The sequence below is a fragment of the Microbacterium maritypicum MF109 genome (genome assembly GCF_000455825.1).
Classification (GTDB): domain Bacteria; phylum Actinomycetota; class Actinomycetes; order Actinomycetales; family Microbacteriaceae; genus Microbacterium; species Microbacterium maritypicum_A.
The window spans coordinates 597319-619304 of the sequence record NZ_ATAO01000206.1; the positions used below are offsets into that span (position 1 = coordinate 597319).

Sequence of the window (21986 nt, forward strand, 5' to 3'; positions counted from 1 at the left end):
ATGTGGTCGGTATGGATGAGATTCCCGACGCCGACGACGAGTTCGATCGGATCGTCACGCACCAGGTGGACGACGAGCACTCGGTGGTCGAGCTCGAGCTGACCACAGTTGAGGCGGTGATCGATGCTGCCGTCGGCCATGTTCTTGCCTCCGCTCGGGCCGAGCGCCGCGGCCGACTCGATGAGGCCGATGCTGCCGAGAATCGGCTCTACGGGATCCTGCCGACTGAGAGGGATGATCTCGACGAAGCGCTGAACGCCGCGATCGGAATGCTCGCCGCTGAACGTCGCCTGCACCACCGCTACCACGTCAAGGTCCGGATGACGGTCGCTGCCGGATGTCTTGGCCTCGTCCTCCCCACCGCCCTTGTAGCCGCGGTCTCGTTCCTCGCCTCGCTCGGCCAGTGACCGCCCAGAATCCGCACCGGCGCCTATCCTGCGATCATGACCACGAACCCCTTGGCCCCACTGCAGTCAGTCGATGCGAGCATCGTCAAGACGGCGATGGACCTCGCGGACGAGGCGGTGTCAGCCAACACCCGGCGGACATATGACCGAGCTTGGCGTTCGTGGACGGTCTGGGCGCAGGCGCACGATCTCGCGGCCCTGTGCCCTGAAGAAACTGGCCCAGAGCGCGACCGCTGGGTCGCTGGCTTGATCCTTCACCTCGCGGATCGTGTCGAGTCTGGAGTGAAACCTTCGACAGCCGCCCAGGCGATCCACGCCATCCGCTGGCGCGCGATGAGGTCCAACGACCTCTCGACCATCACCGCCCTCGCCCATCCGCAGATCACACTTCGCCTCCATGGCATGGCCAGGCGAGAAGCCGACCTTCCCGTGCGTCAGGCAGATCCTCTCACGCTGGATCTCCTCCGCAGCCTCTATGAGCACGCCGGGGACCCATCTGCCCGTGACCTGCGAGACCGTGCCCTGATCGCCACTGCAACGGCCGCAGCGCTCCGTGCGAGTAGCGTCGCCATGCTGACGCTTCGCGACCTCCGTCCAGCGGCGACGATCGACGGGCTCGTCCTGCATCTGCGGAAGTCGAAGACAGACCAGACCGGAGTCGGGGCAGACATCCCGATCAAGCGAGCAACGGATGCCGGCGCGCGAGCCCTCGACCCGGTCTCCAAGATCAACGCGTGGACGCGGTTCTACCGTGCAAGCGGCGCCACACCGGACTCGCCCCTCTTCCCCCGGGTGCGCGGGTCGAACGCCATCACCTTCGAGGCGTTGCGCAACCCCGACGAGGTCATCACCGCAATGCTTCGGAAGCGCCTGATCGGCATCGGGCTGGACGAGCACGAGGCGAACCGGTTCTCATCGCACTCGTTCCGGGCGACGTTCGTGACTCTCTCCGCCGCCGCCGGCGTCACCGAGGGCGACATCGCCGAAGTCACGCGTCACCGATCTCTCGCCTCCGTCGGCATCTATCGCCGCGTGTCCGCAGAGAAGGTCGCGCAGGCGGCATACCTCGGGGAGCGTTGATCTGACACACCGGGTATGTGGTGAGCATGGATACCTCACTCGCCACCGCTCCGAACCGCGTCCTCGACGCTTTCGTCGCCCAGCCCCTCACTGCCGCTGAGTTCGCAGCCCAGCTCCGTCAGGCGTGCAACGCTGGTCGGATTCCCGTAGACCTCGAAGACGAAGTGGATGCGGCACTGACCGTTCTCGACGCGATCCCAGCTTGACCTTCTCGCCCGGCATCTACGACTGCTGGCGAGTTCAGACCCGGCCCACGTCGAACTCAACAAGGTCGGCGCCCCTCAGCCCCAGCGAGTCGGGTTCCAGGAGCCGAGCCTGGATCCGTTCGACGATCCCAGCGTTTCGATCAAGGACCCGTTCTGCTTCCTTCGAGGCAGCCGTCAGGATACCCTCCACTGTGAGCTCCCCGGTCGGATAGGACTGCGGACGACGGCCGATGCAGATGATCTTCATCGCGCACAGCATCGCGTTCCGAATATCGTCGTCGGGCCCGGAGTCGTGAATGCCGTCGCCATGCTCAACGACCATCCCCGCGAGTCCGATCACGATCCTCGCCCACATCTGGTCGACCGGAGCACGAAGGATCGAGTCGGGAGCGGACCAGTGGACCTGCCCGCCGGAATTGCCCCGCATCAGGATGTCGACGCGATGGACCGTCATCCCGAAGGCGAGTGCGACCACAGCGTGGGCAGCCTCATGCCGAGCTCGAATCGGCATCGTCTCAAGGTCTCCTCGATCGGCCACTGCGGCCATCCCAGGCCCAGCGGTGCCCAGCGCGACCATCCCTGACCGAGAGCAGGCAGTCCCCGCAATCCGCCGCCGGAGGATCCACAGCACGGCACGGGAGACCGCGCAGAAGCAGAACACGAGGCCGCTCAATTGCACGGTCGTCCGTGCATCCAGGGCGAGCAGCTCTCCAAGGGGAATGAGGAAGATCTCGGGCGCGACGATCGCGATGGATCCGACGATGAGGAAGAGGATGCCAGTGCCCATGGGGTTCACATACCCTGCCCTGGCCGAGGTCACGGCTTGATCGGGATGATGAAGCGTCCTTGCTCGTCGAGGAAGAACCGCGATCGTGCTTCGTCGTAGTCGTCGAACAGGTCCAGTTCAGTGTCGAGGGAGACATCTAGGGGCTTGCCGCCTGCGTCGTAGACCTCGTCGGGGAATCCGAGGCGCTCGTCGTCCCGCCAGGCGAAGCGCATCTCGACCGCCTTCGGGTTCAGCATCACCGCCTCGGCGCGCGCGAGATCGAGCTGCGCGTCCTGGGCGCGGCCCCGCGCATCGAGCATCGCCGGGAGTTGCTCCTCCCAGAACTTCGCCGCCGCCTGCCGGTACCTCGCCTCCGCCGGTGAGTCTGCTGCTGTCCCAAGCCCCGATTCCGGGTCGCTGCGGTCATGGCCCGCAAACTTGCCCGCAATGTCGTGGACATTCCCCTTGGCGTCGGTGCCCATCATGCGCTCACCGCCCCACCAAGCCGGCGCACTGTGGGCAGTACGGCTGCTCATCGTCCCGCTCGAGGAACCAGTAGCCGCCGCATCGCGAGCAGTCCTCCGGAGAGTGCGCCGTGAAGACGACCGCGAGCTTGCTGTCGCCCGCCAGCCTCCATTCCTCCATCTTCTGCAGCGGGGTCAGTGCGTCGAATCGGTCGAGCGCATCGACCATCATGGTCGCCTGCTTCTTCGGCGACGCGTCGCGGAACGCCTCGAGAGGCGTGAACTGGGCGGGCGCCAGGGTCCCGTCGGCCTCGGTGCGGTGACGAGCGGTGAACTCCCCGCCGTGCGAGGAGACTCCGCGCGGCACGCGTGTTGTGATGGTCATGAGAGTCCCTTCTTGGGGAAATCCGGATGCTCGGGCGACAGCCCTGCAGCTGCAACCGCGGCGTCGAGTCCGTCGACGGGTCGCGTGCGGATGCCGTGGTCCTTGCGCAGTTCGATGAGCACAGACCGCTCGGTGCGTTCCTGCCCGCGGAACCGGACGGTGACGACGGGGAGCGCAGTCCCGGTCGCAACGAGCACCGTCTCCGAGCGATCCTTGAGCGTGATCTCCGTCATTCCGTCGCCCGCGCTGCAGGATCGGGTGACGGTGGCGTAGTTCGTGCGAGCCCACTCCGCGAACTCTTCGTCGTACTGCTCCTCGGTGACAATCCGAGAGAGATCGACACGGTCCCCGTCCCAGAGGTAGTCCGCTGCGGTGAGCTTGCCTGGTTGCCCGTCAGCGAGAGCTTCCGAGACCTCCCGGGCGGCGGCTGTCGCCTCTTCCGCGTCGTACGCCCACTCGGTCCCCTCGTACGCTCCCGACCAGGCCCCGAAGCGCTCAACCTCGACTGCTCGCCCCGCCGAAAGGAACTCGCGCATCTGTGTTCTCGTGGGTTCCTCCCCTGGCGGGATCTCCAGATCGCACAGCCATGAATCGACGAGACCGTTCGTCGTGCGGCTGAGCGTTCTCCTGGCCGCCGTCGTGGACAGGCCGTCTTCGTCCGGCTGCGATCGGACATGCCCGGAGAACCGCCCCCGAGTGTCGTGGATCGCACCGTTCCCATCGATCATCGTCATGGTGTTCACATCCCCGGTATCTGAGTCATCCAAGCGGGATCGCGTGTGCCGGCAGCTCACCGCCGCGGCCTCGCTCACCTCGCGTGAGGAAGGGGTCTTTGCGGTCCTCCCGTTCGGCGAGGAACCACGCGATCGCCTCGTGACGGTCCGCAGCAGCTCCGAGCTCAGCCGCTTGGCTGGCGATGACCGGGGCGATTCGCTCCAGATCGACGGTGGCCGGCGTCCGTGTCAGGACATGCCCCTCTTCAACCCACGCCTCGGCTCCGTCCTGTGCGCTGAGCTCCTCGTCAAGGGTGAGCACGACGATGCGGATTCGTCCCGTGCGTGTGTCGCGTTCGTACACGACCTGCACGCCTGACGCCGACGCCCGCGCAATGGTGTCCGGCGTCGGCTCTCCGAGGCTGCCGAGAGGGTCGCTCCGGTGATGAGATGCGAACTCACCACCGTGGCCGCCCGGCGCGCCCCGTTGCTGGCGGATGATCATGCCGACTCCTCCGGTCCTGGATCTGTGCTGCACACCTCCTGCACGCCCGGCGCTCGCTCCACTCCGGCCTTGATCTCCGTGAGATCGGTTCGTCTCGACAAGAACGACGGTGCGTCGCCGTACCCTGTAGGGAGATCACCCGGGAGGTGCGATGGCGAAGACGGTGACGTTCCTGACGCAGTTTCAGACGACCGATGACGTCAGCGGGCTGCGCGCGACCGCTCAGATCGCCGTCGGTGGCACGGGAACCTTCACCCTCGAGTCGCCTGATGGTTCGACATTCACCGCGGATGCCGCAGACATCCCCGGACTCGCGCGCCTTCTCGCCGAGTGCGATCAGTTCTGGATCGAATCGCAGCCCGGGCATCCGGAGCTTGATGCTGCTGAGGCTGCGGCCCTGTAGCCACCGGGTATGTGGGGGTCATGACCCCGCTCGTCGAACCTGACCTCCAGTTCACAGTTCGTGGCCTTCCTGCGCCTCAGGGCTCGAAGGAGGTCAAGCGCTACGTTCAGGGTCGCGCGATTCTCGGTGAGTCTTCGGCGAAGGTGCGTCCGTGGCGCCAGGACGTCGTCGCTGCCGCGGTGGAAGCGATCCGCAGATCCCCGGGTTTCCGGCCAATCGACGGGCCGGTGTTCCTGACTGTCGAGTTCTACGTTCCGCGTCCGAAAGGGCACCCGAAATCGCGGCGGACAGTGCCGACGACGACACCCGACCTCGACAAGCTGCTCCGAAGCACCGACGACGCCCTGACGACGGCCGGTGTGATCACCGATGACAGCGTCGTCGTCGACATCTGGGCACGTGACCGGTATGCCGTGCCCAACCCCGAGGTCGGCTACGACTGGGAGTTGCCGGCACCAGGCGCGGTAGTCAGCGTCTTCAGGATCGAGGCCGAGTCGACATGGGCGGATGCGCCGCTGTCCGTCCTCGCGGGTAGGCATCTCCCCCGACGTGCCATCCCCGCCCCTGTCGCTGCTGCAATCGCGCTGAGCACGGAGGAGTTCGATCCCGAGCGAGCAGGATTCGTCGTACGGTCGGAAGCTCGTGACGGCGAACTGGTGGCAACGGTCGCTCGAGCAGTGAAGCGCACGCAGCGCCGTCCCGACGAGACGGTGCTGCTCGTGATCGAGGACGGAGCCCGGCGGCTGAGCAGTTACCCGGGGCAGCCCTTCACGTCTGCACAGCAGGCGATCGCCGATCTCGGGTCCCTCACATCGGTGAACGTAGTTCTCGCGCGCCGGCTCGCGGCAGAGGCGCCTGCGATCTCCCTCGGTGCACCCGCTGAGTCTCCCGTCGCGGATCTGTTCGACTGAACGCTCTCACTCCCGCGCGTTCTGCCAGGGAAGCTCCATGGTCCGCTTGAACGCCTTCGAGAGCCTCTCCCCGACGGAGCGGATCGCGTCCGGCTCGAAGGCCTGCCACCCGGCGACGTACTCGCTGGCTGTGCGCTGGTGCGCCTGCATCCCGTTCATACGGCACAGAACGTAGGCGAAGCTCTCCGCCTCGACCTCCATCTCGCCCCGCTTGCCGCCGTGATCGGTCGAGTAGCTGCGAGTCTCCTCTTTCCCGGTGTGACCGCACATGATGTGTCCGAGCTCGTGCGCGAGGGTTCTCGCGCGCTCCCCTGGCGCAAGCGGCGAGTCGATCACGACACGGTGCGGCGCGCTCATCGTCGTGTACCCCTGCTTGCCGCCGCTCAGCTCCTCATACGAGATCGTGTAGCCCTGCGCCGCGATCGCCGATTCGAGATCATCGGTGAATCCGGGAGGAGGCTCTTCGCTGAACGGGTGATACCCCTCCGGGAGCGGCTCACCATCGGTCTGCGAGATGTCGAAGACCGTCGCGGACGTGAACCCGACGACCTTCTTGCGCGGCTTGCCGTTCGAATCGAGATCCACGTTGCCATCGTCGTCCTTGGCGTTCACCACCTTCGGGGCGAGGATCGCGATGCCTTTCTCACCCTTGCGGACACAGCGACCGAGGCTCTTCCAGGTCTGGAATCCCGCTACGCGAGTGGCTCCAGGACGTTGGATCATGATGAGCACCTGGTTCTGGAAGCTGTAGCGGTGGAACTTCCCCATGGTGTCGAGGAATCTGTTCCACTCCTCGTCGTCACTGAGCCGGTCGACGGCGTCCGCGAGTTCGGCCCGCATCGCTTCGACCTTCTCCTGGACGCTGGCATATCCCGTGAACGTTGGACGCTCAAGTGTCCCGAGCGCCCCCTCGGGCTCGGTGCGGACATGCCCGTCGAACCGGCCGGCCCTGTCGTGGATGTTCCCCTGCTCGTCGATCGTCGCCATGGTGGATATACGCCCGGCCTGAGCGCAGCGGTGGCCAGCGCCGGCACCGAGCCGGGCGTTCACCGAGCATGGGAACCACAGATGCTCACGGCAACATCCACGACTCCAGCGGCCGGTTCGACGGACACGTTCGGACCGAACCGGATGGAGGTCTGGAGCGCCGCCCGACTTCGACAGAGATCGACGGGGCCACACCAGGCATGAGCGAGGACGAGATCCGCTCGATGGACACGGCCGAGCTCCGCTCCGCATACGACGTCACCGTGCAGAGCGCCTATCAAATGCAGGAGGTGCTTCGGGACCGCGGGGAACTGGAGGGCGATTCCCTCCAGGTGGTCAACTACCTGAAGTACTCCGAGAGGGACTTCGATCTCGCGATCGACGCCGCGCGCCTCCACCTAGGACTTGCGGGCGTCGTCCGCGACCGTGGCGCATTCCGGCAGTCGGTCGACGACGGATTCGATGTCGAGACGGTCATCGGCGCCGAACGCGAAGCGCAACTGACAGATGCGCAGCGCGACGAGCTCGGTGAGCGCGCATGGGAGGTCTATCTCGAGTACGAGAAGGACGCGTACGAGAACGACGAGAGCTGGAGCGAGCCAGAGTACTGGGCGCACCATGAAGCGGTGCAGCGAGCCTACCGCCGGGCATACACAGCATGGGCGAAAGAGAACGGCATCCCCGTTCTCACCGAGGAGTGATGGGCCTCCAACAGAGTCATGCCCGGGACGACGTGCGGATCGCTTCCTCGATGACCAAGATAGCGATCTCCATCAGGCCGACCATGTCCTCTTCCGGCATCGTGTTCACCGAGTCGTTGTCGCCGAGGGCGGCGAGCACCTTCGACTTCCGAGCCAGCACTCGCTGCACGGCCTCATCGAGGGTCCCCAGGGCGACCAGCGTCGTGTAGGACGACGCCTGTGTCGCTCCGATGCGGTTTGTGCGATCCTCCGCCTGCACGATTAGAGCCGGCGTCCAGTCGGTCTCCACGAAGATGGAGTCTGAGCTGCGTGTGAGCGTCAAGCCGACACCGGCTTTCGTGATGGCCGCCACGAGTACCGGGATCAGCCCGTCCTGGAACCGGTCGACGATGCTGTCCCGGGCTGCGTCGCTTGTCGATCCGATGATCGCCTCCGCCTGCGGCAAGGCGTCAAGCAGCGCTGCGGCAACGTCGAGGTGATGGGTCCAGACGATCAGAGGGCGATTCCACCTGCGGATGCCTCCGGACTCCGCGAACCCTGTTGCGTCGACGTGAGCCTGGATGAGCTCCTTCGCCGCGTCGACTTTCGCGAGTCCCGCCGCTCGTCGCAGCTGACTGACGATCTCGAAGGAGGCGCTCTTCGCGTACTCCTCGATCTCGGGTTTCTCCGGGTCGCGGCCATGCTCGTTGCGGAACCATGTCACCCACGACTGCACGCGCGCGATGACGTCCTTGTGCGCCTTCCGGTATCCGGTGAGCTGAACGTCGAGCGGGAGGTTGGTCCGCTGCTTCAGAGGGAGCTGTGGAAGGGCGTCCCGCTTCCGCCGGCGCACCCACACGTAGTGCTCGAGGAGTGCTTTCAGCCGCGGTAGCGCGGACTTCCGGGCGTGCCAGCCGTTGAATCGGTCCTGGGTGCAGAAGTCCTCGAGGAAGGGCCCGCGGCCGCCGAAGACGGGCGCGAGCATTCGCGTGAGCTCGAGCACGGGCACCAGCTCGTGCGGCGCCGCGAAGATCGGGGTGCCGGTGAGTGCGATCGGTGCGTTCCGCACTCGAGTCGCGACGTTCAGCACCGCCTCAGAGCGCTTCGATCCAATGGTCTTCAGACGGTGCGCTTCGTCGACGATCATCTCGTCTGGCGCCCAGGCTCGAAGCCGTTCGGCAGTGGCGGGTCGCGCGGCAAGCATGCTGTCGGCGATGATGACGACGCCCTCATCGGGGAGTGCAGGCTCCTTCCGTCCAGCGCGGAACACCGCAACTGAACCGAAACCGGTCATGTCCGCCTCCCGAGCCCAGTTCGTGGTCAGGAGAGGCGGGCAGACGATGATCGTCCTCCGCGCGGCGCGCATCCGGACGGCGAGCAGCGCCTGCAGGCTCTTGCCGAGGCCCGGCTCGTCGAAGAGGCAGGATCGCCCGGCAGCGACAGCGAGAGCACCCGCCTTCTGATAGTCGTAGGGGTCGCGAGCAGTGACAGGGAGACCGGCAGGGGCGATCCGCCGAGTCTGGTCGTCAGGGATGTCGTTGATGTGCAGCGCTGCGGAGAGATGTCGCGCGAGCGGGGCGAGTGCCTCTGGAACGCTCGGCAGTGTCCTCATCTGATAGGCGGCCGCTACTGCGTCCTCGGGCCAGAGCACACCGGGCCGGATGTCGCCGTTCTTGTCGAGGACGTCAGCGACGTAGGTCCAGAACAGCTCCCGTTCCTTATCCCAGACCGCACCGGCACCGAGAAGCTCTTTCGTGAGGTCGTACCCAGCGAGGCGGTGGCGGACCATCACCAGGCGCCCATTGCCGTGGAGCTTCGCGAGCGGCATCGCGAGGGCGTTCAGCGACGGGGCGGTCCGGAGCGGCTCGGGGCAGGTGGACCAGTCGACAGTGATCCCGGCTTCAGCGAGGGTCTGCTCGGGCGTCAGAGTGCCGAGTCCATGGATCCTCCAGGATTGCTCCGCGGCGATCCAGCGGGCGTTGCAGCGCTGCTTGACCCAGTCGATCATCAGCAAGCTCGGCTCCTGCGGATGCGGAAGGCGAGGGTGGATGCGGGCGAGGATCGCGGGTTCGGTGATCGTGCCGTCGACCGTCGCGAGGCCCGTCGTCCCAGTAAGGATCTGTGCAGGCATGATCTGCACATACCCGGCCGTGGAAGCGTTACAGAGGGATGCGTTCCAAGGCGGGGCCGACAAACTGACTGATGACTCCGGTGGCGCTTCCGATCGTGAGCGTGACCCCCATCAGTAACCCCATGGCGTCCCGGAGGCCCCCGGCGATGGCACGGCCTGTTCGGGAACGAGTGAACGAGCATGCCACGGAGCCGTACGCTGCTACGGAAGCGAACGCGAGCGAGACGGCGGTGATCTCAGGAGGGAACATCCATCCGATCGCCGGGAACGAGTGAAGCTCGTGGGCGACCCAGGCCAGCACGCCGGAAACGTAGAGCCACCCGCCGATCGCGAGTCCCGGCAGCGTAACCAGCAGTTCACGGGCCGTCATGCCGGAACTGAGCCGCAGATCATGAAGTCGCTCAGCACCATGGAGGCGGTAGAAGGTCGCGATCTGCTCCGAGTTGGCAGCCGACGGACGCCGCTCATGCTCATCCGGAGCCTCCGGAACATCGTTCTCGCCCTGCGTCTTCGCAGACTGCGCAGTTCCCCTTGAGGGCACGTGCTCGAAGGAACGACGGTCCAGCGCGGCGTGCGTGTTCAGCGCCGCAGTCGGCGCGGTGACCGCGCCGGGGAGAGACTCGATGATCCGGTTGGCGGCCTCCACGACGTCGCCACAGGCGTCGAGATACCGCTGCCCCTCGTCCGCCGGGTCGCCACTGAGCTCAGCGAACTGGTCCTCCCATTCGCCGAATCCTCCGCGTTCTTCGCTCACCAAGCGGAACCGTTCGACGGCCTCGAACATCCCCAGCAAGGGCTGACGACGCTGGGCATCCCTGGTTGAGATCCACTGGTCAGTGCGACGTGCAGCACGGCTCAGGATGAGACCATGCTCGCGCAGATACCGGCGCACCAGTCCTGGCGCTTCGGCGACCGCGGCAGCCGCGTCGCGGCCGTCTGGCAGCTCGGAGCTGAAGAGGCGATGGTGATGACCAGGGCCCCGCAGGGCGTCATCGAGCGGCTCCGTGGCCATGTTCCTCTTCGTCCAGGATGCGAATCTCATCTCTGCCGAGAAGATGGCGGAGCCGAACGCAGCCGCGGCAACGAGCGGAGCGGCGGCGAGGTACTCGGGAAGCCCGAGTCCGATCACCACCCCCAGGGAAGACGCGGTGACCAAGGTGGCGGCTGCGATGGTCGCTGCAGGGCGCTTGTGGGTCCACGGTCGATGATCCTCGAAGGTGAGAGGATCACCTTCCCAGAGGACCCACGCGTGCCGCCACCAGATCCGGTGGAGGCTGATCTTCACCTCGGATGTGCTTGTGCTCACGCTGGTACTCCCCGGGCTCAGCTGCAAGAGGCGATGGTCGCCGCCAGCGACTGGCGGTCGTCTTCACTGATCTGGAGTTCGTAGGTTGCGGCAACGGTGACGAACTTCGTCGCGTAGACGCATCGGTACGACTCGTTCGGCGGCATCCAGCGAGCGGGGCCCTTGTCACCCTTGCCGTTGTTTGTTGGACCGTCGACGGCAAGGAGGTTGGCCGGGTCGTTGGCGAACGCCAGCCTTGCAGAGTCATCCCACGACCAAGCTCCGTGCTTCCATGCGTACGAGAGGGGAATGATGTGGTCGATCTGGACCGCCTGAGAGGACTGTTCACCTCGCACGAAACTGATCGCGCTCCCCGTGTACGGATCGTCGAGGACACCTGTCATCACCTTGCACTGGTCGGCAGCGAGGCGGATGTCTCGCATGTCGCGCTGAAGGACGTCGTTGCGCGTGTCGCAGAGGTTCCCGTCGACGTCGAACCAGCTCGTCCCGAAGAGGTCTCGGTCATAGTCCGGAATCCTCGATGTGCTCTGCGGCTGCAGGGAGTCGAGGACTCCGCTCAGTCCGGGGACGTCGACAGGAAGGATGTCTCCCCGCTGCGCCTTCTCCCACGCGGCCTGCACCGCCTCCGACGCTTCCTCGACCGTTGGCACGTTCTCAGGAACCGTGGCGTCAGGGAGCGGCATGTTCCAGTCGTCACCGGGCACTTGCTCGACGATCTCCGTGGTGGTGATACCCAGGAGTTCGGCAACGGCTGGCCACCACCGGGGCGACTGCACGGCGACGACGATCGCGACCGCGATGACGGCCGCGAAGGCAGCGAGCCTCGTAACGATCTGCTCCATGGAGATGCTGCGCTTTGGTCCTCTCATGCCCGCCACATACCCAGTCCCCGCCACCGTGTGGTCATGCGGCGTCCTTCGCCGCAGCCGCGGCGGTTGACCGTGCCCGGACGAGTTTCCCCTCGCATCGGTGCGTGAAGTAGCACCGTGTGGGCAAACTAGCTGGTCCAGTGAATCCGTACCTTCCGCATGCGGCGCAGGCTGCCACGGTGATGGTCGGCTTCACCCTCAGGAACGGCAAGATGAAAGAGTACCGGTCGAGTAGGGCCTGTTGCTCCGGCGTGAGGCGAACGAGCAATCGGATGTCCTCGCGAGTGGCGAGTTCCACGACCTGACCCCACGTGCCCACCTTCAGACGCCGCATGACGAGCTGCGCGACCTGAGCAGCCTGGCAGGGCTCTGGGGCGTCGAGGCTGTGCTGAAACGTCTTCGGGGGTGCGGGCTTGCGAGGTGCCATGCAGGTCACATACCCGGCGCGGCGTCTACTCGCCGTCAGGTCGTTCGGGACGCTTGTCTGTCACCACGAGGGTGTTCGATCCGCTACCCCATGTCCCGACGATCGCTTCCGGCCTGTTGTCGGTGATGATGGACGTCACCCATTCGCTTCGGTTGAACGTCGCGGGGCTCGCCGCGACGTACACGCACAGCTGGACGGTCTCGTTCGTCTCCAGCCCGTGCTCAGCGAACGGTGTCGCCAGGGCCGAGCACCCGAACTGCCCATCTCCGGGGTAGGCTTCGACGCTCTCGCCTGCGAAGTTCAGGAATCTGATCGACTGGAGCGGTTCGAAGGCTGTGATGTCCCCTGTCCCGCTCCGGGCGAATTCGCGGATGCGGAGCACGACCTTCTGAATGGCGTAGACGTCCGGGGCGGCGGCCGGTGCACCTGGTTCCGCGCCGGTCCATGCGGTCACCAGATCGCGTTCGGGACCCAATGGGAGGTTCTCGCTGATGCTGTCGATCGACACGGCGACGGAGGGGAAGACGTCCGGCGAGGAATGGTTGGCCATCGTCACCATGAACATCTCGGCCATCTCGGGCTGATCGGGCTGCAGCCATTCCGGATCGATGGGTCCTGTCAGCAGCCCGTGAGGGATCTCGGGAGGCAGCTCGAGAGGGGCGAACTCTCCGGCAACGACGCCGGCCGGATCGAACGGTGCTTCTGTCTTCCCCGGTGCGGGTTCTGGCCTCGGCGCTGCTGTCACGGTGGGTGCTGGTGTCTCGGTGCGCTCGGGTGCCGGCGCGAAGCAGCTCGACAGCGCCATGGAGGCGCCGAGTGCCACCGCCGCCGCGAGGATGTTCCTGAGGACTCGATTGTTGACCATGGTCATCCTTCCGGCTTCGCGGGAGTGTCGCCGAGCGTGGTGCTGCTCAGCCCGATCTCGATGTGCAGGTGGTGGCATGTGTCCTTGAACTCGCGCATCGTCGTGATCTTCTGCCACCCACGGCAGTCGAGCTGACCAACGCCGGAGTCCCTGGGCGCGACCTTGTCGAACGCGAGGATGAAGCGGATGCTCTCGGGGTCAGAGCCGGTGACTTGGATGCCGTTGAAGTGCCCGAAGTCGATCGCTTTCCCTTTCCAGTGGTAGCTCGCGGTGCCTGTGCCGGCGTGATCGTCCACGCAGCGGCGGTTGAGGGAGTTGATGGAGTACACGTCGTACATCCGTGTCGCCATGACGAGCGCTTGGAGGACGCCGGTGTCGAGGGTGCATGCAGGGGAGATCTTCTCGCCGTTCGCGTACGCGCCGATCTGGTCTCGAGCGGCCGGTTCCCACCAGAGCACTTTCCCGGCGGCGGCCGCCGCCATGATCTCCTGTGCGAGCTCCTGATCCGTTCCGGTGGGCACGGTGCCGTCACCGGTTCCACCGCGGCAGCCAGCCGGCTTGTCGTCGATCTCCGGTGACCCGATCCCGCCGATCCCATCAGGCAGGGCAAGAGCCGGGGTGTCGGCGCCGAAATGCTGCCAGATTGCCTTGGCGAGCTCGATCTGCTTCTCATACTTGTCCGGGAACGCGGAGACCTGGACGTCCTGGGCGACGTCACCTGGTGGCTTCGTGTCCCATCCAGCGATCTTGCCCATCGCCTCGTAGAACCGTGCGATCGAGAACGCCGGGTTCATCAGGCGCTTGATCACCCCTTCGATATCGGTCTTCCAGTCGGACTCCCCGACCGTGCCCCATGATCCTCCGATCACCTGCTGCTGGACGATTCCGACGCTGGAGTGGTCCGTGCCGACAGCGTCATGCGGCAGGGTGAGCGAGTACTCGAGCTTGCTGTAGTGCTCCAGCTGACTGGCAGGCGTGTTCGAGCGGTCCAGGTCTGTGACGACTCCGTCGTTGGCGTAGTTCTGGAATCTGCTTTCTACCCTGGCGGTGATCAGCCCGATGATCGCAGCCTCTTCCTCCTTGCCGGGCTGCATCGTTTTGGCGATCCCGATGATCGTCCGTATGATCGCGACCTGCTCCTTCGTGTAGGTCTCCCCGCCGTAGACCCACTCGTCACCCACGATCTGACCAGAGTCTCCACCGCCGCTGGTGCACTGGTCCTCGCCAAGAGCCCATGAGAGGGCTCGGTCGTAGATCTGTCCGGCCTCCCCCTCGGTGAAGCCGGCGCCCTGAAGCGCCTGAAGGTGCACCTCCCGGACCTGCTCGGCTGCCTGATGACGGGGGTCTGTGTCCGCGGCCGGGATCACGAGATAGCTCTTGTCCGAGTATGCGAGTCCTCCCGTGCGAAGGTCCCGATGACGCCTCTCCTTGTCGACCTTGTCCAGCTCGCGAGCGACTGCGGCCGACCACTCGTCGACCGACTTCCCTTCCTTCTTCTGTGCCTGGATGCTGGCCACCAAGTACCAGGGCAGCTGATGCTCGTCACCGATCTGGCGCGCTTCGCCTGGCCGGACGTTCTCGTCTTCGGACTGCTCCACCGAACGGGTGGTGCCTTGCTCCTGCGACCCGCCGAGGGCGGAAACCAGCGCACCACCGAGCATCATCGGAAGGGTCAGCACTCCGACCATGACTGCAACGATGACCAGGGCGAGACCGATGATCACTCGTCGGGTCGTCCGGTTGCGGACCGCACTGACTGCGGCTCCCTTGGCGGCGCCTGCTGCTGCACCGGCCACACCACCCGCGGCGCCTTGAAGCGCCCCCTGAGCGGCTCCAGCAGCAACGTCCTTGAGCGCCTGCTTGCCCTCCGAACCGGCATCATCGCCGGAGGGCTTCGCGCCCTTCGCGCCACCGATCTTGCTGATGGCCGCACCGGCGGCGTTCTTCGCCAAGCCGGCGCCGAGCTTGCTCGTCGTTCCGGCGGCCTTCGCTCCGCCCGCTGCTCCCACCGTGCCGCCGATTCCTGACCCCGCACGTCCCGAACGTCCAGGCCCGCTGCTCGACCCCTCGGAATCGCCATCGGATGCCTTCGAGGAGGACGACCGCGACTGCTCGCGCCGTCGCCTCATCTGCTCGTCCGCGTGCTTCCGCGCAGCTGACCCGCCGGTTGCTCCGTGCGTCCTAGCTCGCATTTCACGACCTGGCTTCGAGGCGTCCGCGGAGGGATTGCCCGGGGAAGCGCCGATCGTCGACGACTCGTCGTCTGTCCCGTTGTTCTTCGAGCTTCCGCTGCTCGCGTTGCTTCCCGTGCTCTCGCTCATGCCCTCACCCACTCACCGACACCGACGGGTGTGCCCGCCGGGAAGTACTTCCTCCGTCTGCGCTCGATCCGGAGCCGCTGCGTCGATGTCGGGATCCTCGCGCCCTTGCTGGTGTTGCACCGCCCACAGGCTGCGACGAAGTTGCGCATGCTCGTCGCGCCACCTCTGGACCAGGGATAGAAGTGGTCGCCGTGCTGCGCCGTTCGGGTGCATCGCCAGAGCAACCAGCGGTCGTACTCACACTGTTGGGCGGCCCGCCCGAACCCCTGCGCGCGTTCCAAGGCTGTGTACATGCGCCGCTCGTCGCGCGCGCCAGGTCGTCGACGAGCGATGAGGACTACGACGGTCAGGACCGCAAGAGCGAGGAGGACTACGACGGTCAGGACCGCAAGAGCGACGACGGCGGCGAGGATCCATGGGTCGACCGGCAACATACAGTCCAGCCCTGCGAACACCTCGCGTCAGATCGCGATGGGTTCCCCGCGGACCCACGTTTCCTCGACGCCGTCATCGTGGATCACGGCGGGTCCGTCCTCGCGGTGGAGAACGCCGTCCTGCCACCACTGCTGCTCGCCATCGATGCCCTCGTAGGCTGGACCGTTCTCACGGTGCTTCTGCCCGTTGTGCAGGTAGATGCGTCCCGTCGGCGCGTCGAGTGCGACATCGAACCCGCCCTCTGGGTCGCGACGCTCGAGAATGGCGATGCTCAGGGGCCGGCGATGCACACGCTCTGCGGCGGGCCCTAGCGTGCCTTCGGCTTCCGCGCGCTCTCGTCCGGCGAACTGCCCACCCCCGGGCCCCTCGCCGCGATGCTGGTTTCCGTGTCGATCGGTCGTCATGTACCGCACACGCCCGGCGCGCCCGTGTATGTGGACTTGACGCGACGAAGCCCCGGAACCGTCGGGGATTCCGGGGCTTCGCTCAGTCGGTCAGAACAGGTCGTCCGACATGGCCTCGACACCGCCGGCGGGTACCGCCTGCGGGACAGGGGCACCCTGGGGAACCGGAGCTGCCTGGGGGACGTACTGCTGCTGCGGAACGGCCTGAGGCTGTGTCGCCACGACCGGAGCCGTCAGCGCAGGTGCCGCCGGCTGGACCGGCTGAGCCATGCCAGCAGGCGGCTGAGCTGCCTGCTGCCCCTTCGGCGCGCTTTTGGTGAAGACCGTGGTGCCGAACTGCAGGCTGGGACCGATCGCAGTCGGCTCGATCTCCAGCGAGTACGCCGTCTGGCCCTCCCGTGTCTGATACGGCTTGTGCTTGAGCTTGCCGTACACGATAACCTGCTGCCCCTTGGCCAGCGAGTTGGCGACGTGCTCACCGAGCTCGCGCCATGCGGCCACGCGGTAGAAGATCGTGTCTCCGTCCTTCATCGCGTTCGCCTCGCGGTCGAACACCCTCTCCGTCGAGGCGACGGTGAAGTTCGCCACGGGGATGCCGTTCTGCGTGTAGCGCAGCTCCGGATCCGCCGTCACATTCCCCACGACCGTCACGTTCGTCTCGTTCATCTCTAGTTCCGTTCTGGGAACCCGTGGGTTCCCTTTCTCCTTGCGACCACCCGTCCACTCGGTTTGTGGAGGGTCAGACGCCGCGGGGATGCGGCCTCTGCCATGCACATACCCGGTCTGGACGGGAATGCTTCACACGGGGATCCTGCGAAGCAGATCCCACGCAGTACGGGCGACCCCGAGGTCCTCTTCGATGTCCGCAAGTGCCCGGTGCGCTTTCGCGCCGCCGTTATGGAGCTTGCTCATCGCTGTCGAGCCCGTGGCGTCCTTGAATGCCTGGGCGACGATCGAGATGTCCAGCGGCCGGTAGTGCAGCAGTGCGGCTACCTCCGGGAGGTGGAGCTTCGTCCATGGCCAGTCGAAGTTCGCTACTCCCCCGCCTGCCATCCTCAACGTCTCGCCGGGAGTTGCCAGCGCGGACAGCCACGCGCTGGTGTTCCGGTCGACCCATCCGAGCGTGGGCGCATCCCACCCTTTCAGAGCAAGTTCGTACCAGAGACCGCTCTCGTGGTGCATGCGCTTGACGTACTCGTTCGAGTTCAATTGCTCCCAGGCCTCATCGGTGGTCTGGATCAGCGATGAACGGCGGTCGATCTCGCGGAGCTCCTTGTCGGTGACGATGAACGCCACCTCCAGCAGATGATCATGCCTCTCGTCGAGTCCGGTGGTCTCGTAGTCCGTCCAGACGTAGGCTGCTGGCCCATGCTTGCGCTCTGTCATGGGCCTCAAATACCCGGTAATCTCACGCCCGCGCGTTGTAGAGCTCGCGTGCGGAGAGCAGTTCGTCGAAGGATGCTTCGCCGGCTTCAACAGCCACGTGCGCGCGGACCAGAGCGTCGTACGGGGTCACCACCGTGGTGGGTGCCGTGTGCCGTCGGCACTGGTGCCCGCGGTCGGCGTTGAACCACCGTCGGCAGTCGCCGCACTGCTCGACGGGAACGCGCGCCGCGTTGTGCTTGACGAGCGCGTTGTACTGGCCCCCGACGGACGACGACTCGCGAACGGCACGGTAGATCGACTCATCGACTCGGTATCCGTATGTTCGATCGCCGAGCTGGATGATCATCTCCTCGGACGCCCGGTTGTATCCGACACCGCGGACCCACGAGGAGTTCAGCCTGTCGGTCTCCATGGTTGCGCCTGCCTTCGCCAGACGCTGCTTGTGCCGCTCAAGGAGGTCTCCAGCCTCTCGAAGGGCATGGGCGGGACGCCGGGACTCGAGGATGCTGGTGACGGCTTCCGATGCCCGCCACGAGACGTTCGCCGGGAAGCCCAGGGGCTCGACGGACCACTGGCCCGGACCGTTCTTCGTCACGCGCACGTGCCCGATGATGGAGTTCCCTGCCTGCCCCTCGAGCTCGATGGGCATCTCGAAGGTGCCGCCGTTCTCGGCGGCGAACTGACGGACCGTGCTCACGTCATACATGCGGAGTGCGAGACCGCCGCCTTCGTACAGTTGCCGCGGGACCCGAAGGTTCCCGCCGATGGACCGCCCTCGAGCCTTCCTCTGCTGCCCCGGCATGTAGTCGTCTGGCATCAGCGGATACCCGGAGCCGACGCTGGCGTTCCGCCTCGCCTGCTCGTGCCACTCCTCGATGCCCTCCGCCGAGCGTGCGCTCGTCGACGTCGACCATGTGGCGACCGCCGGGAGGTACCCACGGTCCTGCAACTGTCGACGCCGGTCGAGGAGGAGCTGGATATCCGCGCGGTCTGCTTCGGACAGCGACCCCGCCGGTCCGGTGCGGATGTGTCCCGCGTACTGGCCGCGGCCGTCGTGGATGTCGCCGTTCGCATCGATCGAAACCATGCTCAGAGCACGCCCGGCTACACCCGGAACTCGGACTTCTCGGAGACCGGGTATTCGATGGTCATGGCGAACAAGAAGAAGGTCAGCCGTTGGACCCCGGAGGACTATGCCTCCCTGAAGGTGTTCGGGTCCGGTGCCATCAAGCTGGCGGACTCCCAGGTCGCTCCCTTGGTCGCGCAGTCCCGCGGGTACTCGACGGTCGAGGATGCGGAGGGAGCCAAGAGCATCGCGTCGCTCGCGTACGCCGAGGAAACACAGAAGAGGGCGCTCACCCGACGGCTGACAACGATGACCCAGGACGCGAACGACTTCCTCGTGCTGCCCTGGTACTCCCTCGCTGCCGTCGCGTCACGGCAGACGACCGCTGACAGCGCCTGCACCCAGGTCCGTCCTGCTCGCCCGCTCATGAACGCGAAGACGAAGAAGGCGCCGAAGTACGAGCTCCTCGCCGGCCACGACTCGGTGCTCGACGTCAACCCCGCCACACCACTCGAGTGGTTGACTGAGTCCCCGACGGTGCTGATCACCGAGGGCTGCATGAAGGGGGACGCGGCGCTCAGCGCGAAGCTGCTCGACGCCGGAATCGACCGGGATGCCCTGAGCGCGATCGCTGAGGGCACTCAGCACGAGGCCCGCCTCGCACTGCAGGCGCTGATGACGTCCCTCCCTCGGCGCGAGTGGGTCACCGTCATGTCTCTCGTCGGCGTCGGGAACTGGCACAAGCAGCCGGAATGGAACTCGGTACGGCTCACGAATCGTGATGTCTGGCTCGCCTTCGACGGCGACCTGCGAACGAACCGTGCCGTCTGGGATCAGACGGAGCGCATGTGGGAGTTCATCCTCACCAGGAAGGGTGCGCCGAAGCTGCTCGACCTCGGCGGTGCATCCGCTGAGAAGGACGCTCTCACCTCCGGGTACGACGGCAAGGTCGGCATCGACGATTACCTTTCGCACGTCGGCACATGGAAGGACCTCGAGCAGTTGCTCGAGTCCGGCCTTCCAGTGGCGCCTGAACGTACCAAGGGCGCTGGCGGATACCGGCCGGGCGACTTCCGCGTCACCGATGACGGGCTGTCCGTGGAGGAGTGCGTCAAGCGCACCGACGCGACCGGCGATACTGCGGTCATCTGGGAGCCACGGCTGCCGTATGGCGGTCGCGTCAAGCGCATCAGCTCGCTGCACGCCATCAGCGAGATCACCCCGACGACGGGCAAGGCGACGCCGCAGAACGTCATCCGCTCGGCGAAAAAGGGCCAGTGCGTCATCGAGATCAACTGGCGAGACGCCGATGGGGCCGAGCGCTCCGCGGAGATCACAGGCACGAGTGATCTCCTTCTGACGAGCCCCACGGACTGGAACCGCGCGAACGCGCACATCCCCGACGATGTCGCTGCTCTGCCTCGGTTCCCTCCTCGCAAGGGAGCGGAAGCGGACGGATTCCGTGAGGCCATCAAGGCCTTCCGTGCCGACGAGACGGAACGTGCCGACACGTGGGACGTGATGGGCTACGTACCGACGAGCAGCGGCTGGCCCGTGTACATCATCGGAAACCAGGTGCTCGGCCGCACGCGTAGCGACGAGGCGAGCAACTTCCCCGGGGTGACCAACGAGGTCCTCGACGGCGCCTCGCGCTTCGGTGTCGTCGACACGTACTGGGAGCACTTGGAAGCCGAGGATCTGGACGGCTGGAAGGCTCAGATCCGCGCGGACATCGAGACCGTGGTCCGCGCCTTCGTCGTCGAATCGCCGTGGAAGGACCCTACGATCGGGCCGATCGCCGTCGCCGTCGGCCTCCGGGCGACAGCGCCGGCGCAGAACGTCTGCAATCTCTATGTCTCGGGCGGTTCGGGCGCGGGCAAGAGCTACCTGGCGTCGTTCATCGCCAACTTCGTCGCCGCACCCGGTCGGGTCTTCACCGAGAACAGCCTCCCCGGCAGCGGCAATGACACCTTCGCGGCGCTGGAGCACAGCGTCAGCCGTACCCCGATCTTCTTCATCGACGACATCGCCCCGACGGCAAGCCGTCGTGAGCAGGAGAACCAGGCGAAGGCGATCGAGAACATCATCCGCGCGAAGACCAACGGAGGCGGCCGCCGTCGAGGAACCGCCGACGGCGATCAGAGGGCAGTGCAGCTGCCGCGCGCCGTCCAGGTGTTCACTGCCGAAAACGGTCAGACCACCCCGTCGATCCGTCAGAGGCTGATCAACATCAACCTCGTCGCCGGGGACACCGACTCTGCACGCGCGAAGCACCTCGAGAAGTTGACTCGAAGTGACGACCAGCCGCTGTCCCGGCTCACGGCTGCCATGATCCGGTTCTGGCTCAACGTCGACATCAACGAGACCGACCTCGCCCTGCGGGACGACATCCCGCTGGAGGGGCTCCGAACCTGGGCTGACCTGCACGACCTTGCTCACAACAGCATCGAGGAGGTCGCGGAAGACCTGGAGCGACGGTTCGAAGAGGAAGGCGCCCCGGGCGGAGTCGCGTCGCGCCAGGCCCGCACTTGGGCTGACATCCTTTTCACACTCGACGTCCTGCTCGCGCTCGGGAAGTGGGCGGGTATGAAGCATGACGACCCCGTCCTCCACCCGTTCAGCGACACGAAGAGGCTTCGGACCTCCATCGTCCGTCGCGCACGGATCGACGTCAGCAACGCCCGGGCGGACACGATCGTTCACCGGCTCATGGCGGCGCTGCGTGACCTTCTCGAATCCGGGAAGGCGCACCTCGCACACCCGACCATCTCCGGCGCACGTCCGGTAGAGTCCGGGGAGAACGCCGACTGGCTCAACCGTTCCGTCGGCTGGCGAATGAACCCGCGGATCGACTCGTGGGAGCCACAGGGTGAGCAGATCGGCTACCTCGGCCGTGCGAAGGACGGGGACGAGCTCATCGCGCTGTTCTCCTCTCAGACCGCGTTCAACCTCGCCGCCCGGCACTTCCCGGATCTCATCCCTCAGGGGCAGCGTGCCACGGACACGTGGCGGCAGGTGTGGACCGAGGACGGCGGAGCATTCGTCTCGAAGGAGTGGAAGCAGAACGGCTCCCGAGACATCCAGGCCCGCGCCCGACTGCGTGGTTCCGGTGAGGACCAGGCGACCATGCGCGCTCTGGGGGTCCCCGTCCTGCTGAGCAAACTGCTGTCCATGGAGGACCCTGAAGCCACCGGAGAATGACGACGATGACCGTCTGAGGACACGACGCGTCCAGCACCGGGTATGCGCTCTGTGAACGCATCTTCCGG

Annotated in this window: 23 protein-coding genes; 8 read left to right on the plus strand and 15 right to left on the minus strand. The window is 66.0% G+C overall.

The features are described 5' to 3' along the window. The first annotated feature begins 11 nt into the window (after positions 1-11). The 3 genes from L687_RS37145 (at position 12) to L687_RS37150 (ending at position 1693) form a co-directional block, all read left to right on the plus strand. Positions 12-407 carry a hypothetical protein gene (locus tag L687_RS37145; protein WP_021200920.1) on the plus strand — a complete coding sequence of 132 codons (396 nt, stop codon included), beginning with the start codon at positions 12-14 and terminating at the stop codon, positions 405-407. A 282-nt stretch (positions 408-689) separates the two neighbouring features. After that, positions 690-1487 (plus strand): tyrosine-type recombinase/integrase, encoded by a 798-nt coding sequence (locus L687_RS0121915; protein ID WP_031207828.1) that lies wholly within the window; start codon positions 690-692, stop codon positions 1485-1487. 26 nt (positions 1488-1513) lie between these two features. Further along, positions 1514-1693 (plus strand): hypothetical protein, encoded by a 180-nt coding sequence (locus L687_RS37150; RefSeq protein WP_021200922.1) that lies wholly within the window; start codon positions 1514-1516, stop codon positions 1691-1693. A gap of 34 nt (positions 1694-1727) precedes the next feature. Here L687_RS37150 and L687_RS37155 read toward each other — a convergent pair whose 3' ends face one another. From L687_RS37155 to L687_RS37175, 5 genes are all read right to left on the minus strand, one after another. After that, on the minus strand, positions 1728-2168 hold the full coding sequence (locus L687_RS37155; RefSeq protein ID WP_235045243.1) for a hypothetical protein: 441 nt from the start codon (positions 2166-2168) through the stop codon (positions 1728-1730). Between the two features lie 341 nt (positions 2169-2509). After that, positions 2510-2944: a hypothetical protein gene (locus L687_RS42565; RefSeq protein ID WP_152525944.1), complete on the minus strand. Its 435-nt coding sequence runs from the start codon at positions 2942-2944 to the stop codon at positions 2510-2512. Between the two features lie 4 nt (positions 2945-2948). Next, complete coding sequence (locus L687_RS37165) at positions 2949-3308, minus strand: hypothetical protein (protein ID WP_021200925.1); 360 nt, start codon at positions 3306-3308, stop codon at positions 2949-2951. After that, positions 3305-4042, minus strand: coding sequence for a hypothetical protein (locus L687_RS37170; protein ID WP_021200926.1), 738 nt, complete (start codon positions 4040-4042; stop codon positions 3305-3307). Before L687_RS37170 ends, L687_RS37165 begins: the two co-directional genes overlap by 4 nt. 25 nt (positions 4043-4067) lie before the next feature. Beyond that, positions 4068-4526 (minus strand): hypothetical protein, encoded by a 459-nt coding sequence (locus L687_RS37175; RefSeq protein WP_021200927.1) that lies wholly within the window; start codon positions 4524-4526, stop codon positions 4068-4070. Between the two features lie 151 nt (positions 4527-4677). Here L687_RS37175 and L687_RS37180 point away from each other — a divergent pair, with 151 nt between their 5' ends. Further along, on the plus strand, positions 4678-4929 hold the full coding sequence (locus L687_RS37180) for a hypothetical protein (RefSeq protein ID WP_021200928.1): 252 nt from the start codon (positions 4678-4680) through the stop codon (positions 4927-4929). A 20-nt stretch (positions 4930-4949) separates the two neighbouring features. Then, on the plus strand, positions 4950-5840 hold the full coding sequence (locus L687_RS41965) for a RusA family crossover junction endodeoxyribonuclease (RefSeq protein WP_021200929.1): 891 nt from the start codon (positions 4950-4952) through the stop codon (positions 5838-5840). 6 nt (positions 5841-5846) lie between these two features. On the opposite strand, the gene L687_RS37185 is transcribed toward L687_RS41965, so the two are convergent. Then, positions 5847-6827 carry an ArdC-like ssDNA-binding domain-containing protein gene (locus L687_RS37185; protein WP_021200930.1) on the minus strand — a complete coding sequence of 327 codons (981 nt, stop codon included), beginning with the start codon at positions 6825-6827 and terminating at the stop codon, positions 5847-5849. 200 nt (positions 6828-7027) lie between these two features. On the opposite strand from L687_RS37185, the gene L687_RS37190 reads away from it, so the two are divergent. Continuing rightward, positions 7028-7528 carry a hypothetical protein gene (locus tag L687_RS37190; protein ID WP_167540711.1) on the plus strand — a complete coding sequence of 167 codons (501 nt, stop codon included), beginning with the start codon at positions 7028-7030 and terminating at the stop codon, positions 7526-7528. A 16-nt stretch (positions 7529-7544) separates the two neighbouring features. Here L687_RS37190 and L687_RS37195 read toward each other — a convergent pair whose 3' ends face one another. From L687_RS37195 to L687_RS37220, 6 genes are all read right to left on the minus strand, one after another. Further along, positions 7545-9638: a DEAD/DEAH box helicase gene (locus tag L687_RS37195; protein WP_152525946.1), complete on the minus strand. Its 2094-nt coding sequence runs from the start codon at positions 9636-9638 to the stop codon at positions 7545-7547. A gap of 28 nt (positions 9639-9666) precedes the next feature. After that, the gene (locus tag L687_RS37200; RefSeq protein WP_021200933.1) at positions 9667-10944 is read right to left on the minus strand and encodes a hypothetical protein; all 1278 of its coding nucleotides are present in this window, start codon (positions 10942-10944) and stop codon (positions 9667-9669) included. A gap of 17 nt (positions 10945-10961) precedes the next feature. Then, entirely contained in the window at positions 10962-11786 is an 825-nt protein-coding gene (locus tag L687_RS41645) for an HNH endonuclease family protein (RefSeq protein ID WP_021200934.1), read from the minus strand. Positions 11787-12265: 479 nt separating this feature from the next. Further along, positions 12266-13105, minus strand: coding sequence for a hypothetical protein (locus L687_RS37210; RefSeq protein WP_021200936.1), 840 nt, complete (start codon positions 13103-13105; stop codon positions 12266-12268). A gap of 2 nt (positions 13106-13107) precedes the next feature. Continuing rightward, the gene (locus tag L687_RS37215; protein ID WP_021200937.1) at positions 13108-15114 is read right to left on the minus strand and encodes a hypothetical protein; all 2007 of its coding nucleotides are present in this window, start codon (positions 15112-15114) and stop codon (positions 13108-13110) included. Positions 15115-15422: 308 nt separating this feature from the next. Next, positions 15423-15719 carry an HNH endonuclease gene (locus L687_RS37220; protein WP_235045249.1) on the minus strand — a complete coding sequence of 99 codons (297 nt, stop codon included), beginning with the start codon at positions 15717-15719 and terminating at the stop codon, positions 15423-15425. On the opposite strand from L687_RS37220, the gene L687_RS43160 reads away from it, so the two are divergent. Continuing rightward, the gene (locus L687_RS43160; RefSeq protein WP_235045250.1) at positions 15609-16172 is read left to right on the plus strand and encodes a hypothetical protein; all 564 of its coding nucleotides are present in this window, start codon (positions 15609-15611) and stop codon (positions 16170-16172) included. The genes L687_RS37220 and L687_RS43160 overlap by 111 nt on opposite strands. 183 nt (positions 16173-16355) lie before the next feature. Here the strand turns inward: L687_RS43160 and ssb are convergent, their stop codons facing one another. The 3 genes from ssb to L687_RS37240 form a co-directional block, all read right to left on the minus strand. Then, on the minus strand, positions 16356-16931 hold the full coding sequence (ssb, locus tag L687_RS37230; protein ID WP_084487418.1) for a single-stranded DNA-binding protein: 576 nt from the start codon (positions 16929-16931) through the stop codon (positions 16356-16358). Positions 16932-17063: 132 nt separating this feature from the next. Further along, positions 17064-17651 (minus strand): exonuclease domain-containing protein, encoded by a 588-nt coding sequence (locus tag L687_RS41970; protein ID WP_021200940.1) that lies wholly within the window; start codon positions 17649-17651, stop codon positions 17064-17066. A 22-nt stretch (positions 17652-17673) separates the two neighbouring features. Next, positions 17674-18738, minus strand: a complete 1065-nt coding sequence (locus L687_RS37240) for a hypothetical protein (RefSeq protein WP_021200941.1) — start codon at positions 18736-18738, stop codon at positions 17674-17676. 63 nt (positions 18739-18801) lie between these two features. Between L687_RS37240 and L687_RS37245 the strand changes: the two genes are divergently transcribed. Continuing rightward, positions 18802-21918, plus strand: coding sequence for an ATP-binding protein (locus tag L687_RS37245; RefSeq protein WP_021200942.1), 3117 nt, complete (start codon positions 18802-18804; stop codon positions 21916-21918). Positions 21919-21986 lie beyond the last annotated feature (68 nt).

Bases quoted from the DNA above. Each gene is read 5' to 3' on its own strand.
- L687_RS37145 (WP_021200920.1), top strand. From the start codon at position 12: ATGGATGAGATTCCCGACGCCGACGACGAGTTCGATCGGATCGTCACG.
- L687_RS37150 (WP_021200922.1), top strand. From the start codon at position 1,514: ATGGATACCTCACTCGCCACCGCTCCGAACCGCGTCCTCGACGCTTTC.
- L687_RS42565 (WP_152525944.1), bottom strand. From the start codon at position 2,944: ATGATGGGCACCGACGCCAAGGGGAATGTCCACGACATTGCGGGCAAG.
- L687_RS37165 (WP_021200925.1), bottom strand. From the start codon at position 3,308: ATGACCATCACAACACGCGTGCCGCGCGGAGTCTCCTCGCACGGCGGG.
- L687_RS37170 (WP_021200926.1), bottom strand. From the start codon at position 4,042: ATGACGATGATCGATGGGAACGGTGCGATCCACGACACTCGGGGGCGG.
- L687_RS37175 (WP_021200927.1), bottom strand. From the start codon at position 4,526: ATGATCATCCGCCAGCAACGGGGCGCGCCGGGCGGCCACGGTGGTGAG.
- L687_RS37180 (WP_021200928.1), top strand. From the start codon at position 4,678: ATGGCGAAGACGGTGACGTTCCTGACGCAGTTTCAGACGACCGATGAC.
- L687_RS41965 (WP_021200929.1), top strand. From the start codon at position 4,950: ATGACCCCGCTCGTCGAACCTGACCTCCAGTTCACAGTTCGTGGCCTT.
- L687_RS37185 (WP_021200930.1), bottom strand. From the start codon at position 6,827: ATGGCGACGATCGACGAGCAGGGGAACATCCACGACAGGGCCGGCCGG.
- L687_RS37190 (WP_167540711.1), top strand. From the start codon at position 7,028: ATGAGCGAGGACGAGATCCGCTCGATGGACACGGCCGAGCTCCGCTCC.
- L687_RS37195 (WP_152525946.1), bottom strand. From the start codon at position 9,638: ATGCCTGCACAGATCCTTACTGGGACGACGGGCCTCGCGACGGTCGAC.
- L687_RS41645 (WP_021200934.1), bottom strand. From the start codon at position 11,786: ATGGAGCAGATCGTTACGAGGCTCGCTGCCTTCGCGGCCGTCATCGCG.
- L687_RS37210 (WP_021200936.1), bottom strand. From the start codon at position 13,105: ATGGTCAACAATCGAGTCCTCAGGAACATCCTCGCGGCGGCGGTGGCA.
- L687_RS37220 (WP_235045249.1), bottom strand. From the start codon at position 15,719: ATGTACACAGCCTTGGAACGCGCGCAGGGGTTCGGGCGGGCCGCCCAA.
- ssb (WP_084487418.1), bottom strand. From the start codon at position 16,931: ATGAACGAGACGAACGTGACGGTCGTGGGGAATGTGACGGCGGATCCG.
- L687_RS41970 (WP_021200940.1), bottom strand. From the start codon at position 17,651: ATGACAGAGCGCAAGCATGGGCCAGCAGCCTACGTCTGGACGGACTAC.
- L687_RS37240 (WP_021200941.1), bottom strand. From the start codon at position 18,738: ATGGTTTCGATCGATGCGAACGGCGACATCCACGACGGCCGCGGCCAG.
- L687_RS37245 (WP_021200942.1), top strand. From the start codon at position 18,802: ATGGCGAACAAGAAGAAGGTCAGCCGTTGGACCCCGGAGGACTATGCC.